This is a genomic window from Pseudoalteromonas sp. 2CM39R (assembly GCF_023161845.1).
The window spans coordinates 604,197-622,079 of the sequence record NZ_JALNTM010000002.1; the positions used below are offsets into that span (position 1 = coordinate 604,197).

Genomic DNA, 17,883 nt, shown 5'->3' on the forward strand with positions numbered 1-17,883 from the left:
TTAACCAAAACTTTATTATTAGTAAAAATGATAAATAAATTATTTATCACTAACCTAATTGTGTATAAATTATGTTCAAGCTAATTCTAGGCTTCAGTCTATTGAATACAATCAGAAATTTTTGATAATGGTACAAAAAGGTGAAAAATAATAACAACTCAGGTTTTACTGAATTTATTGCAGCACTATATAACTAGATAAGATTTTGTCAGTATATTTTGTTAGCTACTAGCTCCATAATTTGCACACATTTGCTGGTTAGTATTAACACACATTAAGCTTATTCAAACTGCAAATGAAATACTCTTTACTTATCGCTACATGTTTACTGTCTTTTTCGTGTGTAGCAACCTCACTGCCCAGCTCTCTATTAAATCAAGTCACTGACCTTGAGAACCAAGGCAAGCTCAGTGAAGCACTCACTATTCTTGAACAATACAAAGATAATAATAGCGCTACATCGAGCCCCGAAATTGCTATGGCACAAGCGCCTCTTTTACGTAAACAAGGTCATTACAAAAAAGCGATTGAACTGTTATCGCCTTTACAGGAGCTTGCTAGTTTAAGTAAAAAAGACCAATACCACATTCAAAAAGAGTTGGGGATCAACTACCGTCGCCAAGTAAAAACTATTGAAGCAAAAAATCACTACATGGCAGCCCTAGCGCTTGCAAACGAGCTTGAAGACAAAAACCTACAAGCACAAAGCCATAGCAATTTAGGTTCACTATACGACACGCTGAATGATCTTGAACAATCAATGCATCATCAAGTAAAAGCACAAGCGTTATTAGAGAACAGCGATAATTATGAACTAGTTGCCACTAATTTTTATAACTTAGCAAACCTTGCTCACAGACTTGATGACCTCTCCCAATCTGAGTACTTTTATAAAAAAGCACTCGAGTTTGATATTAAAACCAACAACCAAATGAATATTGCAGATACCAGCTTACAGCTGGCTAAGCTGGTGTATAAACGAGGCGATTTAGAGCAGGCTCTTCCCTTATTAAATAACGCCTATACCCGTTTAGCCGATATCAATGCCTATGAGAATATGGCGACGGCGAAGCATACGTTGATGCAACTGTATTTGAAAATAGGCAACCAGCATATGGCGCTCAGTAGTGCAGAGTCTGGGCTCAACGCAGCGCTTAAATCTGGCTCGGCTTTAAGTAAAATTTACTCTTACTTTAACTTAATTGAATTACATTTAGCACTTAAAAACCCTGAGCTAATTGGTCTTTATTTAAGTCGAACAAAAGAGTTGTTAACTGATATTGATAACCGCTTATTGAATCAAAAACAGCACGGCTATACCGCAATTTATGCTGAACTTATCGGTGATTACAAGCTTGCAGCTGAGCAGCTAAAGCTTGAAAATAAACTGGCCGAGTCTTTATTTGAAGAGCATTTAAATAAAGCCGTCGAAAAGAATAAAAAGCAATTAACAGCAATCGAGCAACAGCAACGTATTGATGATGAAATACAAAAAAACAAACTCGCAACTGCACAAATGAATAACCAGCGACTAGAAAAACAGATTTGGTTGTTATCTGCTGGTATTGTTTTGTTGTTTAGTACCCTTGCATTAGTACTCTATTACTTCAAGCATCGAAAAGCGTTATTTAAAGCCAAGCTTTATCAATATAACTTAATTGAAAAAGACAAAATGCTTGCTGATATCTCTCATGAATTACGCACTCCACTGAGTGTATTGAAACTGCATATAGAAGCGCTTGAGCTCGATATTCAGGAAAACCGCGATCTCGCCTACAGCAAAATTAATGGCAAGATAGCGCAACTTAATAACTTAATTTCAGATGTGTACCAGTTATCTCAAGCTGAAAACAAAACCCTGACATTGAACCTTCAACAATATAATGCCGCGCAAATTTTTGCTGAATATGAGCAAGACATGCGCCGTTATGTTTGCAGTCATCAGCTCACATTTTTTGCTGACATTGTTATTGCTAATGATGTTGAGATCACGGTAGATAAACAAAAGCTCGACCAAATCCTCAACAATATTTTTACTAATGCGTGTCTATACACAGACACCCCAGGCCATGTCCGCCTTAAAGTTCGGGCCAGCAAGCAAGAGCTGTTTATTCAAGTCGATGATACTTCTCCGGGTGTCGGTAAAGCTCATATAGGCAAACTTTTTGACCGTTTATATCGTGTTGAAGAGTCTCGTAGCCGCGCATCAGGAGGCTCGGGTTTAGGGTTATCGATTTGTCAGAGTTTTGTCGAATTGATGTCAGGTACTATTAACGCATTACCAGGTAAGTCAGGTGGCTTATGTATCAGAATTTTACTGCCTTTAGGTAATAAATAAGCCTCTCCATTTTTCCACCACATTTTATTGCTTAAATAGCACTATAAACTACTGTGGAATGGAACCATGTCAGAGTCATTAAAACACGCTCAATGGGCAAAATCTGTTGAGCGTAAACACCGCCAAAGCAAAGTTAAAAAAACCAAAAAGTCGCCACTGCCAATTTACGCGGCCCTTGCCAGCATACTGTTAAGTGCAGGACTCTATTATGCAAGCTACGAAAAGCCAATAGAGTACCCACCACTATCTGAAGCTGCTAAACAACGTATTTCTCAGTTCTTTGCAAAGCAGTTCTTAATGGGCCAGTGGCGCTTAAATCAAATAAAGTACTCAACTAATGCGATTCAGGTCTATGTACAAACGCCTACTGCGATAGCCCTTGAAGGTGAGGCGTTAAGCCAATATTTACATTATGCGTTGTGCCCTAGTCCTAGCAAACGCATTTGGCAAGATATTCAAGCAAGAGAATTATCAGTGTATGTGTTCAGCCATTCTATTCGAAAAGGTGAACGTACTTTGTGTAACTGATATGAAAGCGATGAACGCCAAATCAATCGATTTGACGTTCATCATAGCGATAGCCTGCACCGTAAACGGAAGCGACTATCTTAGGAGAGAACTGTAAATTCTTTATTTTTTTGCGAATATTTTTGATATGACTGTCGATTACGCGGTCGGTAATATCAAAGTTATTGGGTTGGATATGATCAAGTATCTGCTGTCTTGAAAAAACGCGCTTAGGGGCTTTGTACAAAAGCTTAAATACGTCAAATTCCACTTTAGTTAAACCCAAAGACACGCCTTTAATCTCAACTTCAAGCGCATCTTCGTTTAAGCAAATAGTAACAGGCGTTTCAACAGTTTCATTGCCACTAGATACAGGCGCGCAGCGCCTTAAAATAGCTTTAACACGCATCACCAGCTCTGCGCCACTAAAAGGTTTACAGACATAGTCATCAGCGCCATGTTCTAGCCCTTTCAACCTATCAGCCTCTTCGACTTTAGCGGTTACCATAATAATAGGCACCATAGAAAAAGCGCGGATCTGCTTCATGCATTCCACGCCATCTAAATTGGGTAACATTACATCTAGAATTATTGCATCTGGACTATTTTCTTTAACCCACGACACCACAGCACTGCCATCAGTGATGTGGTGAGTAGTAAAGCCAGATGCATTGAAGAACAACAGCACTTGTTCTGCAATATCTAAGTCGTCTTCAACGACTAATATCTGCGGCATTTTTATTTCCGTTTTATATTTTTTTTATTGTTTTTAGTTGTTGCTTCACCATCGCTTTAAGGGCGTCTGATAAGGTTTCATCTAGTAAAACCATAGTCAGAATATCGTGCAGGTCTTCACTATTCATGACCTCATTGAGTAAATCATTTTCAGATTTTGAACTTGGCTGAAAAAAGCTTAACTGCTCGTTATTTGTGTGTTCGCAAAACATTTTCTTTTTATCCATGTTGTTAGCATCAAATACTCAGATGGGCTTCTGCCTCTGATAAACATTAAAACGCAACAATATGGAGCAAATATGGAGTTAGTACGAAATAATGAATTTTTTCTGTTTAACTGTAAAATTCATTCGTAGATTGTAGGTAATAAGCGTTATTTTTTCATTATTTTTCTGAATCTTGATTTGATTCTCAAAACAGTTAAAAAATAGGCAATAAAAAAGCAAGCTCGGTAGCTTGCTTTTAAAAATGTTGAATGGCGCTTTAGAGTTAAACGTCTAAGTAATCCATAATCCCTTCAGCGGCATTTCGGCCTTCGAAAATAGCCGTTACCACTAAATCTGAGCCGCGGACAATATCGCCACCAGCAAAGATTTTCGGGTTAGTTGTTTGGTGAGTAAATTCACCTTTTTCTGGTGCATTGATGCCACCCCAATGATTGATTTCAACACCGTACGGTTCTAACCAATCCATTTTATGAGGTTTAAAACCAAACGCCATGAGCACTTTGGTTGCTTCAATAACGTGCTCGGAACCTGCGACTTCTTCAGCACGACGACGACCATTTTCGTCCGGCTCACCAAGTTGCGTTTTCACCATCTTAACGCCAGCAACTTTCCCTTGCTCGTCAACCACAATACCTTTAGGTTGAACGTTAAAGGTAAATTCTACGCCCTCTTCACGGGCATTTTTAACTTCACGTTTTGAGCCTGGCATGTTTTCTTCGTCACGACGATAAGCACAGGTTACTTTTGCAGCACCTTGTCGAATAGAGGTTCTCACACAGTCCATTGCTGTATCACCACCGCCTAACACGACGACTTTTTCGTTCGCCATATCGATATAAGCTTGCTTATCTTCTGCATAGCCCATAACTCGATTTGTGTTACCAATTAAGAACGGCAGTGCATCAAACACACCATCAGCATCTTCGTTTTCAAGGCCTGCACGCATACTTTGATAGGTACCAACACCTAAGAATACGGCATCATATTCAGCCAATATTTCATCAAGAGTAATATCAACACCAACTTCAGTGTTTAGCTGAAATTCGACACCCATTTCAGTAAAAATTTCACGACGCTTTTGCATTACTTCTTTTTCAAGTTTGAATGAAGGAATACCAAACGTAAGAAGACCACCGATTTCTGGGTGACGGTCAAACACAACAGGCTTAACACCGTTACGTACTAAAATATCCGCACAACCTAAACCAGCTGGACCTGCACCAATGATAGCCACTTTTTTGTCAGACCATACCACATACGACATATCTGGTTTCCAGCCCATCTTAAATGCCGTATCAGTGATGTACTTTTCGATATTGCCGATAGTGACAGCACCAAACTCTTCTTCAAGTGTGCAAGAGCCTTCACACAAGCGATCTTGTGGACAAACTCGTCCACACACCTCTGGTAAGCTATTTGTACGGTGAGACAGCTCTGCCGCTTCTAAAATACGGCCAGTACGAATGAGCTTTAACCATTGTGGAATATAGTTATGTACTGGGCATTTCCATTCACAGTACGGGTTACCACAATCTAAACAGCGATCCGCCTGTGAGTTAACTTGTGTCTCAGAAAACGGCTCGTAGATTTCTACGAAAGATTGTTTACGTGCTGAAATTGGCTTTTTACGCGGATCAACACGTTGTACATCGATAAACTGGTATACATTTTCGCTCATACTACCCCCTTACTGAGCCTGAACACGAAGCTCTGCGCTGCTGCGCGCTCGGTGTCCGAGTAAACTTTTTACATCACTAGATTTTGGCTTAACTAATTTAAACATAGGCATGTATAAATCGAAGTTAGCTAAAATCTGCTCAGCGCGGTTTGAGCCTGTAAGCTCTAAATGCTCAGCAATGAGTCCACGTAAATGTTCTTGGTGTGATGCCAACCCTTCAAGCGTGACAATTTCAACAAGCTCAGGGTTAATGCGTTTTTCAAAGTCGTTGCCCTCATCAAGAATATAAGCAAAACCCCCTGTCATACCTGCACCAAAGTTGATACCCACTTTGCCAAGTACGCAAACCACACCACCTGTCATGTATTCACAGCCGTTGTCACCAACACCTTCTACAACCGCTTGCACGCCTGAGTTACGCACTGCAAAACGCTCACCAGCGCAGCCTGCAGCAAATAATTTACCGCCCGTTGCACCATATAAGCAGGTATTACCGGCAATGGTTGCTTTGTGACTTTCAAAAGATGAACCCAGCGGCGGGCGAATTACTAATTTACCGCCAGCCATGCCTTTACCAACATAGTCATTGGCATCACCAACGAGTGTCATTTCAAGGCCACCAGCATTCCACACACCGAATGATTGACCCGCTGTACCATGAAGCTCAATAGAGACAGGATCAGCAGCCATACCTTGGTTACCATGTTTAGAAGCGATATAGCCCGATAACATAGCGCCCACTGAGCGGTCAGTATTGCAAATACGGTTAACCAGCGAAATACCTGATTTTTCATCGATTGCTTGCTTTGCTTTTTCAAGCAAGGTTTCATTTAGCTGACCTAAGTAGTGCGAGCTGTTAGGCACACTACAATACAAGGTTTCACCCGTTGGATTGTTTGGTACAGCAATAACAGACGACAGATCGACTTTCTTTTGTTTCTCTGTGTTGCCTTCAATTGCTTCAAGTAAGTCCAAACGACCAATTAAGTCTGTTAAACGAGTAACACCTAAGCTTGCCATAATTTGGCGTGCTTCTTCGGCAATAAACTTAAAATAGTTCATCGCCATTTCTGGCAGACCATGATAATGCTTTTGGCGCAGCGTATCGTCTTGCGTTGCAACACCGGTCGCGCAGTTGTTTAAGTGACAAATACGTAGGTATTTACAACCAAGTGCCACCATAGGGCCTGTACCAAAGCCAAAGCTTTCAGCTCCTAAAATAGCCGCCTTAATGATATCTAGACCCGTTTTCAGACCACCATCTGTTTGCAGGCGAATACGGTGACGTAAACCATTTTCTACTAGCGCTTGTTGGGTCTCAGCAAGACCAAGCTCCCAAGGGCTACCTGCATACTTAACAGAAGTAAGCGGGCTTGCACCTGTGCCACCGTCATAACCAGCAATAGTAATTAAATCTGCGTAGGCTTTAGCTACGCCTGTTGCGATAGTACCTACACCCGGCTCAGAAACGAGTTTCACCGAGATCAGTGCATCTGGGTTTACTTGTTTTAAATCGAAAATAAGCTGGGCTAAATCTTCAATCGAGTAAATATCGTGATGCGGCGGAGGCGAAATCAAGGTCACACCTGGCACTGAGTAACGTAATTTTGCAATATACGGCGTTACTTTTTCACCCGGTAATTGACCACCCTCACCTGGTTTTGCACCTTGCGCCACTTTAATCTGAATGACATCAGCACTACGTAAGTAATGTGGTGTTACACCAAAACGGCCAGAAGCAACTTGCTTAATACGTGAGTTTTTCTCTGTACCGTAGCGAAGTTTGTCTTCACCACCTTCACCTGAGTTTGAACAACCACCTAAGCGGTTCATTGCAATCGCGAGTGCTTCATGTGCTTCTGGTGATAATGCACCAATACTCATTGCTGCTGAGTCAAAACGTTTGTACAGCTCAGTTGCTGGCTCTACGTCATCAACACTCACACCCGTATCAGGAATTTTAACCGCCAGCATGTCACGTAAATTGGTGATCGGGCGGTTATTTACTAAATCAGCATATGCCAAGTAGTCTTTATAATCCCCAGAGCGCACTGCCTTTTGCAGTGTTTGAATAACATCTGGGTTATAAGCATGGTACTCACCACCGTGAACATATTTTAATAAGCCACCATGACTTAATAACTTACGTTTACTAAATGCCAGCTTATGAAGTTTACGTTGATCATCATCAAAATCAGTGAAACACGCCCCTTTAATACGACTAGCTACACCGTTAAAACAAGTTTCTACAACCGCATCTGATAATCCAACTGCCTCAAATAACATTGAGCAGCGGTACGAAGCGACAGTACTGATACCCATTTTCGACATGATTTTATACAGACCCTTATTAATTGCATTACGATAAGCAAGCGTTACTTCGCAATAGCTCTTGTTCAGGGTCTTTTTGTCGCTCATTGCAACTAATGATTCATAAGCAAGGTACGGATAAATTGCCGTTGCACCAAAACCAAGTAATACCGCAAATTGATGCGCATCACGGACACTACCTGATTCGATGATGATATTAGATTCACAACGTAAGTTATTATCGACTAAACGCTTTTGAATTGAACCAACCGCCATCGCAGCCGGGATCGGTAAATGCGTTTCGCTAAAGTTACGATCACTTAAAATAAGCATGACACAGCCTGACGCTGCTTTTTCTTGTGCTTCATCACAAATACGTGTGATTGCGTTTTCTAAGCCTTCTTCTAATGTGTAAGTGATATCAATTTTACAGTAGCTGTAATGCTCATCGTCAGCATTGATCAGCTGCTGCATATCAGCGTACATCAAAATCGGCGTATCAAACTGTAAACGCTTAGCGTGGCCGGTTGTTTCGTTAAATACGTTTTGCTCACTACCAATACAGGTTGCCAGTGACATCACGTGATTTTCACGGAGTGGGTCAATTGGTGGATTGGTTACTTGCGCAAATTTTTGTCTAAAGTAATCGAACAGTGAACGATGACCCTCTGACAGTACCGCAAATGGCGTGTCATCACCCATTGAACCTGTTGCTTCTTGACCATTTTCACCCATTACACGAATCACGCTATCAAGCTCTTCGTTGGTGTAGCCAAACATTTTTTGATACTTAAGTAGTGTTTCGTCATCAAAAGAACGGTTACCCGCATCTTTTTCAGATAACTTTTCAAATGGCGTTAAACGCTTAACGTTTGCTTCAAGCCATGCTTTATATGGATGGCGTGACTTAAGATCTTGGTCAATCTCATCTGAATGCCAAATTTTGCCTTGATGGGTATCAATAACTAATAACTCACCAGGACCAACACGGCCTTTCTCAACCACTTCGTCTGGCGCGTAGTCCCAAATACCTACTTCTGATGCAAGAGTAATAAACCCATCTTGCGTAATCACATAACGTGCTGGTCTTAAACCGTTACGGTCAAGATTACAAGCGGCAAAACGACCGTCAGACATTACAATACCAGCTGGGCCATCCCATGGTTCCATATGCATTGAGTTAAAGTCGTAGAATGCACGTAGGTCATCATCCATAGCCCGGTTTTTTTGCCATGCTGGCGGCACAAGCATACGCATTGCACGGAATAAATCCATGCCACCCGCTAAGAACAACTCAAGCATATTATCTAAGCTAGAAGAGTCTGAGCCGCTTTCATTAACGAATGGTGCTGCTGATTGCAAATCTGGAATAAGTGGTGAGGCAAACTTATACGCACGGGCACGAGCCCATTGGCGGTTACCTTGAATTGTATTAATTTCACCATTATGCGCTAAATAGCGGAATGGTTGCGCGAGCGGCCAACGAGGTTGTGTATTAGTAGAGAAGCGTTGGTGGAATACACAAATCGCACTAGTCATGCGAATATCAGCTAGGTCTAAATAAAAGTTAGGTAAGTCTACAGGCATCATTAAGCCTTTATAGACAGTAACTAAACCAGATAAGCTAGCAATATAAAAATGTTCATCGTTTTCGAGGCGCTTTTCAGCACGACGACGCGCTACATACAAGCGACGTTCTAAATCTTTTGGACGCCAGCCTTCTGGTGCGCTAACAAAAATTTGCTCAAAGCCTGGTAATTGTTTTTTTGCAATTGGCCCTAAACATGACGCATCAGTCGGTACTACACGCCAGCCTTGAATGCTCAAGGTTTCTTTTTCGAGTTCTTCACTCAACACATCTTTAGCTGTTTGCGCAAGTACAGGATCAGCATTTAAAAATACCATGCCAACGGCGTAATTCTTTCCTAAATGCCAATTGTGTTCGCTGGCAATAGCACGAAAGAAACTATCAGGTTTTTGCATTAATAAACCGCAGCCATCACCTGTTTTACCATCAGCAGAAATACCACCACGGTGTTCCATGCGATCTAAGCCAGTGATTGCTGTTCGAATCAAGCGGTGACTCGCCTGACCATTGACCTGGGCTATTAAGCCAAAGCCACAATTATCTTTTTCTAATTTTGAGTCGTATAACATAGACCCCTCCCCTTGCTACAACGACTAGCGGTTCAGTCTTTTGTGACAGTGCTAGCAGACGAACAAAACTATCGCCAAATACCTCGTGAGTCAATAGAGTTTTGAATACATATTCATATTCATGAATATTTCTCACTTAAGGCACTTTTTAAATTCTATGCTATTTTTTTACATTTAGTCGTATTTTACCCGTTATTTTTTTATGACACTGGTGTCAAATTTAACAACTTGTAAAAAAACAATCTAAAAACCGGCCGCTTTACGTTAACGTAAACTGCGCCTTATTTTGAATAATTATTCACATCATGAATATCGATGCAGTTTTTTACGGGGTCTCGCCTAGCCTAACTGCATCATTATTTACTCTTGGCTTTAGCATAGTTACAAACTATGCATCTGAGCAGACTACCCTAGTCGCAATGACTGAGTTCTTTACCCTTGCGTCAACAATCAGCAATCTAAAAGTGTCCGCTGCGGACACTTTTTCTGTCCGCGGACAGGCATCAACTCACTGATCAAACATAAAATCATTAAAAATCAGCATGTTAAAAACTGGCACGCTACTGGTATAGATAAGACATCAGCGAAATTGAGGATTTCAAAATGTTCACTATCAGTTTGTTTATGGCTTCTCCACTTACCATGCTTGCCGTTGGCTTCATGATTGTGTGTTTTGAGAATCGTAAGGAGTTATGATGATTAAGGATACCAGTGCCCAAGATATTACCGTGGCTAAGAAAAACACCACTAAAAAGCCACTTATAATAGCTGCAGGTGTAATACTTGTTGGTGCGCTCGGCTTTCAAGCATTGTTTGCCAGTAACGATGGCAGCATTTCGGTTGATGCAGCAAGCCTACAAATTAGTGAAGTGAGCCAAAAGACACTCACCAGAGATGTGGCAGCAAGCGGTAAAATCGTTGCAGCTAATGCGCCAAAGGTTTATAGCCCAGAACGTGGTTTTGTCGATTTAAAAGTAAAAGCCGGTGACAGCGTTGAAGTAAATGAAGTGATCGCAACCGTAACCAGCCCTGAGCTAACCAACGAGCTAAAGCAGCAGCAATCAGTATTAGCGCGATTAGAAGGCGAGTTACAACGAAAACAACTTGAAGCGCGCAGACAAAAACTGAGCCTGACTAAAGCACTAGATTTAGCGCAAGTTGAACTCAATGCCGCAGATAGAGAAAACCGCCGAGCGAAAATCTCAATCGAAAAACATTTAATTAGCCAAATAGATTTAGAAAAAGCCGTTGATGACTTAGCCCGTGCCAAGCTTTCATATAAGCACGCCGAGCAAGAAGTCAGCTTAGCTAAAGATACCCTCGCATTTGAGCTAAAAGCAGCAGAGCGTGATCTGGCACGTCAGCAACTGATTGTTGATGACTTACTAAGACAAGTAAATGAACTCACTATTACTGCTAGTGTAAGCGGCATTGTGGGTAACTTATTAGTGCAACAAAAAGAAGCGGTCACACAAAGCCAACCATTAATGACATTGGTCGATTTAAGTAACTTTGAAGCAGAACTGCAAGTACCAGAAAGCTACGCCAATGAGCTGGGTCTTGGTATGCAAGTTGAGCTTACCTTGGGTGCTCGTCATGTCACAGGCACCCTATCGGCTATTTCACCTGAAGTGAATAACCGCGAGGTCACAACCCGCGTACGCTTTGACAATGAGATTTCGGGCATTCGCCAAAACCAACGCTTAACCGCACGTATTTTACTAGAGAATCGCGACGATGTATTGCAAGTGAAACGCGGCGCATTCTTACAACAAGGTGGCACCCATGCTTATAAAGTTGATGGTGACATGGCTTATTTAATTGATATAAAAACCGGTGCAAGCAGTATCAATGCTGTGGAGATAATTGAAGGTGTAGAGCCTGGCGATAAGTTAATTATCTCAAACTACGATCGCTTTAAAAAAGCACCCACACTGGTTTTACGCTAACAAATAAAAGGAAAAATCAACATGCTTACAATGAACAACATCAGCAAAGTGTATCAAACAGATATGGTACAAACGCATGCCCTTCGCGACTTTAATCTACAAGTTGAAGAAGGTGAGTTTATCGCCGTAACGGGCCCAAGTGGCTCAGGTAAAACCACATTTTTAAACATCGCCGGTATGTTAGAACCATTTAGCGAAGGCCAATACATGTTAGACGGTATTGATGTGGGTAAGCTCAACGACAACCAGCGTGCAGATCTTCGCAATCAAAAAATTGGTTTTATTTTCCAAGGATTCAACCTAATTCCAGATTTGAACCTCTATGAAAATATTGAAGTACCACTGCGTTATCGTGGTATTAAAGCCGGCGAGCGTAAGCGCCGAATTGAGCAATGCCTAGAGCAAGTTGGTTTAGCTTCACGCGCTAAACATTTACCGCAACAACTTTCTGGTGGTCAACAACAACGTGTGGCTATTGCCAGAGCCCTTGCTGGCGAACCGCGCTTTTTACTTGCCGATGAGCCAACTGGTAATTTAGATAGTTTAATGGCGCGTCAAGTGATGGAGCTGCTTGAACAAATCAACCGTGATGGCGCAACCATCATCATGGTAACCCATGATCCAGAGCTTGCCCGCAGAGCACCACGTAACATCCAAGTTGTTGACGGCCAACTCGCTGACTTCACCTTGTATCAAGGCACTCAAAACCTTAAAGCGGCTGGAGTGTAACCATGTTCCTTCATTATTTAGATTTAAGCTGGCGCAGCTTTAAGCGCACGCCACTTGTAAGCTTTTTAATGGTATTGGCCATAGCTATTGGTATTGGCGTAACCATGACAAGTTTATCTGTGTATCACATGATGTCGGCAGACCCTATTCCTGAAAAAAGTAGCGACCTTTATTCTGTACAGTTACAAACCATGGATGAAGGCCGTACGTGGTGGACAGTCGATAACATGCCACTGCAATTAACTTATCAAGATGCCGTTAACCTTAACCAGGCCAAAGCAGGTGGTAAACGTGTCACTATGGTTAGAACGGGTTTTTCGGTTTATTTAGACTCAGATAAAGTTAAACCATTTATTGGTCAAGCACGCCTAACCACGCCTGATTTTTTCGATATGTTTAACCTATCGTTTATTTACGGTGGTGTTTGGAGCGCGCAACAAGAAGCCGATGCAGCCCCTGTTGTGGTGATCAATAAAGAATTAAACGACAAACTATTCGCAGGTGAAAACCCTGTCGGCAAAATGGTGTACCTCGATGATGCCAGCTACGAAGTTATTGGCGTGATTGATGATTGGGATATCACCACCAAATACTATGATCTGAACAACGGTGCATTTAATAAGACCGAGCAACTATTTTTACCATTTAGCCTAATGAAAGCACGAGAGCTTGAAAACTGGGGTAATACCAATGGTTGGAAGCACGAAAAAACCAATACCTTTAACGACAAGCTCAATTCTGAAATGGTGTGGTTACAATTTTGGGTTGAACTAAAAACCCCTGCAGAAAAGCAAGCTTACCAAGACTTTTTAATGGCCTATATGCAAGAGCAACAAAAGCTAGGTCGTTTTAACCGCGAAAAATTAACCGCTACCTTACGCGATGTAAATGAGTGGATGCAGTACAACAATGTCGTCAGCGAAGATAATGAAATTCTGGTTGGCCTTAGCTTTATGTTTTTAGCGGTATGCCTTGCCAACATTTTAGGTTTATTACTAGCGAAGTTCTTACGCCGCGCTCCTGAGGTTGGTGTTCGCCGTGCATTAGGTGCCAGTAAACGCCAAATATTCTTTCAACATATTGTTGAGGTTGCCATGTTAGGTTTCTTAGGTGGCATCTTGGGTATTATTTTGGCGCAAGTAGGTTTGTTAGGCGTACGTCAAAGCTATAGCTACTACCAAAGCTTAGCCACTATGGACTTAACCATGCTACTTAGCGCACCGGTGATTGCAATTAGCACCTGTGTGATAGCGGGTCTATACCCTGCTTGGCTGGTATGTAAAACCAACCCTGCTATTTATCTTAAGAGCCAATAAGGAAGACACCCATGTTAGAAATTAAACCTATCTTTCACGCCTTATGCCGCTCAAAAGTTGGCGCTATATTATTACTTATCCAAATTGCCATCACCACTGCGATTGTTAGTAATGCGGCGTTTATTATTCAAGACAGAATTAGCTATTTAAGCCAAGAGACAGGCTACCCTGAACAAGATATTTTCGTTTTTAATGTCATGATGTTTGGCAAAGATGTGTCACCGTCTCAGCAATATGAACTTGATGAAGCCATGCTTCGTCAAATACCTGGGGTAGTCGATGCTGCTTATTCGAGTAACACACCGCTTTCGGGCAGTGGTTCTTCGTCAGATTTTAGTTTAAAACCAGCACCCGAAGAGAGTAAATCAGCCCGTACTTCTTACATGTTTATCGATGAACATGGTATCAATACCTATGGTGTAAAACTCATTGCTGGGCGTAACTATACCGAAGGCGAAGTGATTGTCACCGATAACTATGATGAGCTTTCAAAAGTAACTGTTGTCACTAAAACTCTACTCGATGAGCTATTCCCTGACGGCAATGGTTTAGGGCAAACAGTCTACTTTGGTGACATTCCAATGAAAATAATTGGTGTAATTGATCTTATGAAGGGCCCATGGCTTAAAGACAGCCGCCCAGATAACGTAGCACTGCTGCCTTTTATTAAGCCTGGTACAAATGCACGCTTTGTGGTTAGAACAGAGCCTGGTCAACGTCAATCAGTCATGAACCGTGTTGAAGAAGCCATGCTGAAAAACTACAACAAACGTGTTATTTCTCGCATTCGTGGCTTAGATGACGATAAAGAGTCATACATGGCTGAAGATACATTAATGATGCGCATGCTGATTGTACTTATTACTATTTTAGTGTTGGTGACGGCCCTGGGGATTTTCGGCTTAACACTGTTCAATATTAGTAAACGTACTAAACAAATTGGTACCCGCCGCGCTTTAGGTGCCAGAAAATCGGCCATCATTAGCTACTTCTTAGTTGAAAACGCCATGATATGTATAGTTGGTTTAGTGATTGGTGTGATTGCTGCGGTGTACTTAGGACAATTACTGATGCAGCACTTTTCAATTGCTCAGCTTAATATTAGCTACGTGCTTGCAACTGCGCTAGCAGTGTTCGTTATGAGTTTATTAGCGGTACTTGCCCCTGCAAAACGGGCTGCGAATATCTCACCGAGCATTGCAACTCGAACAATTTAGTTCTCCCAACCTATGCTACACTGGATTTACAGTGTAGCATTCATCTTGCACCCTTATTAGGAAAATAACTAAAACAATAATATGGAAAAAATACTTATCGTCGACGATAACCCAGCCATTTTGGATGCTTTGTCGTTATTACTCGAAATTCACGGTTTTGATGTTGTTACAGCAAGTAACCCGTTTGAGGCAATTCAGGCCGTACAATACCAACGTATTGCGCTTGTTATTCAAGACATGAACTTTACCGCCGACACCACTTCAGGCGAAGAAGGCAAAGAACTTTTTTATGCCTTACGAGACATTAATCCTCACCTACCGATTATTTTGATCACCGCATGGACAGAGCTTTCTACTGCCGTTGAACTTGTCAAAGCAGGGGCTGCTGATTACTTACCAAAACCATGGGACGATGCCAAGCTACTTACTTGTGTAAATAACCTAATCGAGCTGGGTAAAGCAAAACAGCAAAACGAAACCTTTACCCGCCACCAGCAAGAACGTGACGCATCTGTACAACAAGCAAATTTGGTGGGCTTGGTTTATAAAAGTACCGCTATGGAGCACATTGTTAATCTTGCGATTCAAGTTGCTAAATCAGATATTTCAGTGTTGATCACAGGCCCTAACGGCAGTGGTAAAGAGCGCATTGCGCAAATAATACAGGCCAATTCATTATTAGCAGATAAACCCTTTATCACTGTTAATGCTGGCGCTTTACCAAGCGAGCTTATTGAGGCTGAGTTATTTGGTGCAGAAGCGGGCGCCTATACAGGTATTACGAAACAGCGTATTGGTCGTTTTGAAGCGGCCGATGGTGGCACCCTATTTTTAGACGAAATTGGTAACTTGCCACTTTCTGGGCAAATGAAATTATTACGCATTTTACAAACTGGTGAATTTGAACGTTTAGGTTCAACACAAACACGTAAAGTGAATGTGCGGGTGATTTCAGCTACCAATGAAGACTTAAGCCATGCAATTAAAGCAGGTCAATTTCGTGAAGACCTTTACTACCGCTTAAATGTAATCGAATTAAATCTACCAAGCCTTGCCCATCGCCCAGATGATATTTTAGCTTTGGTCGCGCACTTTTTACCTGAGCGCGCACTGTCGCTTAGTACAGAAAAAGCACTGCTCGCCCATAGCTGGCCGGGTAATGTTCGTGAGCTTGAAAATGCCTGTAAGCGCGCTGCAGTTTTAAATCCCACAGGGGTGATTGAGCTTGCTGATTTTGGCTTACAAGTTGAAACAAACAGCCCAACACAAACAAGATCAGAGCCTAACAAACAAGAGATTGAACTTGCCATGCGCGAGTACAAAGGTGTGATTGCTAAAGTGGCTCGCCATTTTGGCTTAAGCCGCCAAGCGCTTTATCGCAGGCTTGATAAATTTAAGATTGAATACTAATGCGTTTTTCGTTTCGATATAAAATCATAACTTTGTGTATCGCAGCGTCTGCATTGCCGCTTGTGTTGGTCTGTTACTTTACGGGCATAAGCTTGTTTTACAGCTTATTAGCCCTGCTCGCTTGCGCCTTGATCAGCGGACTTTTTGCCGCGCAATTATCAACCCCGCTTATTAATGGCATGAACTCACTCGAAACCGGCTTGCTTAATTTTAAAGATGGTGAGCTAGCTACATTATTAGCCTATGATGGCAGTGATGAGCTAGGTGATTTATGCCGGCTTTATAACCAAACCGCAAAACAGCTTCGCCAAGAAAAACAGTGGATTTATCAGCGTGAGTTGATGCTCGACAAAGTACTGCAAAGCTCTCCACAAGCTGTGCTTTTGACTAACGACCAAGGCTTTATTGTTTATAGCAACCACAGTGCCCGCAGCTTACTTGATGCTAAATCAGCCCTTGAAGGCGCCAAGCTTGAAAACTTATTAGATTCAAGCTGTGAGCAATTAACGCGTGCGATTCACAAAGGCGTTGATGGTTTATTTACCCTCGACAAAGCAGATCAAGAATCACAAACTTGGCATATGGCAACAGGCCGATTATTACTTAATAATCAGTTTCATCAACTGTATGTTTTTAAACAGCTGACTCGCGAGCTAAGCCGCCAAGAAGTAGAGGTATGGAAAAAAGTTATTCGTATCATTAGCCATGAGCTTAACAACTCCCTAGGGCCTATGTCGTCTATGCTTCATAGCGCGCAACTATTAACGAAAGAAGTCGATGAACCACGCTTAAAACGTGTATTTACCACCATTGAAGAGCGCATAAAACACCTTAATGAGTTTGTACAAGGCTATGGTAAATTTGCCAAGTTACCCACCCCACAACTATCAACGATTAACTGGCCTACGCTCATTGAGCAATTAAAAAGTCAGTGGCAGGTTGAAGTATCACTTGATGAGCGAGTGACAACTGACGCTGATCACACTCAGCTCGAACAATTACTTATAAACTTATTAAAAAATGCCTATGAATCGGGTTCAAACCCCGAAGATGTCAGCTTAACTGTGCAACAAGAAGCAAGTGGCACACACATCACAGTGAGTGATAAAGGTAAAGGCATGAGTGAAGCTGTAATGGCTAACGCGCTAATCCCCTTTTACTCAACCAAAGCAACAGGCAGCGGCTTAGGGTTAGCACTTTGCAGGGAAATAGTTGAAGCGCACCACGGGCAAATTAGCTTGCATAACCGCGAGCAAGGTGGATTAAGCGTCCATGTTTTGCTGCCAGCTTGATAAATTTGATATAAAAAA

12 protein-coding genes are annotated in these 17,883 nt (G+C 41.8%); 8 read left to right on the forward strand and 4 right to left on the reverse strand.

Features of this window, described 5'->3' with window-relative positions; genetic code table 11:
• The first annotated feature begins 295 nt into the window (after positions 1-295).
• Both MTF66_RS06820 and MTF66_RS06825 read left to right on the forward strand, forming a co-directional pair.
• On the forward strand, positions 296-2,338 hold the full coding sequence (locus MTF66_RS06820) for an ATP-binding protein (protein ID WP_248526853.1): 2,043 nt from the start codon (positions 296-298) through the stop codon (positions 2,336-2,338).
• Between the two features lie 66 nt (positions 2,339-2,404).
• Entirely contained in the window at positions 2,405-2,866 is a 462-nt protein-coding gene (locus MTF66_RS06825; protein WP_248526854.1) for a hypothetical protein, read from the forward strand.
• A 22-nt stretch (positions 2,867-2,888) separates the two neighbouring features.
• Here the strand turns inward: MTF66_RS06825 and MTF66_RS06830 are convergent, their stop codons facing one another.
• The 4 genes from MTF66_RS06830 to gltB all read right to left on the reverse strand — a co-directional run bounded on the left by MTF66_RS06830 (position 2,889) and on the right by gltB (position 9,952).
• Positions 2,889-3,581 (reverse strand): response regulator, encoded by a 693-nt coding sequence (locus MTF66_RS06830; RefSeq protein ID WP_248526855.1) that lies wholly within the window; start codon positions 3,579-3,581, stop codon positions 2,889-2,891.
• A gap of 13 nt (positions 3,582-3,594) precedes the next feature.
• Positions 3,595-3,807 (reverse strand): hypothetical protein, encoded by a 213-nt coding sequence (locus MTF66_RS06835; protein WP_235575464.1) that lies wholly within the window; start codon positions 3,805-3,807, stop codon positions 3,595-3,597.
• Between the two features lie 262 nt (positions 3,808-4,069).
• Positions 4,070-5,485, reverse strand: coding sequence for an FAD-dependent oxidoreductase (locus MTF66_RS06840; protein ID WP_058585227.1), 1,416 nt, complete (start codon positions 5,483-5,485; stop codon positions 4,070-4,072).
• 9 nt (positions 5,486-5,494) lie between these two features.
• Complete coding sequence (gene gltB, locus MTF66_RS06845) at positions 5,495-9,952, reverse strand: glutamate synthase large subunit (protein WP_248526856.1); 4,458 nt, start codon at positions 9,950-9,952, stop codon at positions 5,495-5,497.
• Between the two features lie 695 nt (positions 9,953-10,647).
• On the opposite strand from gltB, the gene MTF66_RS06850 reads away from it, so the two are divergent.
• From MTF66_RS06850 to MTF66_RS06875, 6 genes are all read left to right on the forward strand, one after another.
• Positions 10,648-11,901 carry an efflux RND transporter periplasmic adaptor subunit gene (locus MTF66_RS06850; RefSeq protein WP_248526857.1) on the forward strand — a complete coding sequence of 418 codons (1,254 nt, stop codon included), beginning with the start codon at positions 10,648-10,650 and terminating at the stop codon, positions 11,899-11,901.
• A 21-nt stretch (positions 11,902-11,922) separates the two neighbouring features.
• On the forward strand, positions 11,923-12,630 hold the full coding sequence (locus MTF66_RS06855) for an ABC transporter ATP-binding protein (protein ID WP_248526858.1): 708 nt from the start codon (positions 11,923-11,925) through the stop codon (positions 12,628-12,630).
• 2 nt (positions 12,631-12,632) lie between these two features.
• Positions 12,633-13,946, forward strand: a complete 1,314-nt coding sequence (locus MTF66_RS06860; RefSeq protein ID WP_058585231.1) for an ABC transporter permease — start codon at positions 12,633-12,635, stop codon at positions 13,944-13,946.
• A gap of 11 nt (positions 13,947-13,957) precedes the next feature.
• Entirely contained in the window at positions 13,958-15,163 is a 1,206-nt protein-coding gene (locus MTF66_RS06865) for an ABC transporter permease (protein ID WP_248526859.1), read from the forward strand.
• 81 nt (positions 15,164-15,244) lie between these two features.
• Positions 15,245-16,573 (forward strand): sigma-54 dependent transcriptional regulator, encoded by a 1,329-nt coding sequence (locus MTF66_RS06870; RefSeq protein ID WP_248526860.1) that lies wholly within the window; start codon positions 15,245-15,247, stop codon positions 16,571-16,573.
• Complete coding sequence (locus MTF66_RS06875; protein WP_248526861.1) at positions 16,573-17,865, forward strand: PAS domain-containing sensor histidine kinase; 1,293 nt, start codon at positions 16,573-16,575, stop codon at positions 17,863-17,865. Before MTF66_RS06870 ends, MTF66_RS06875 begins: the two co-directional genes overlap by 1 nt.
• The last annotated feature ends 18 nt before the right edge of the window (positions 17,866-17,883 follow it).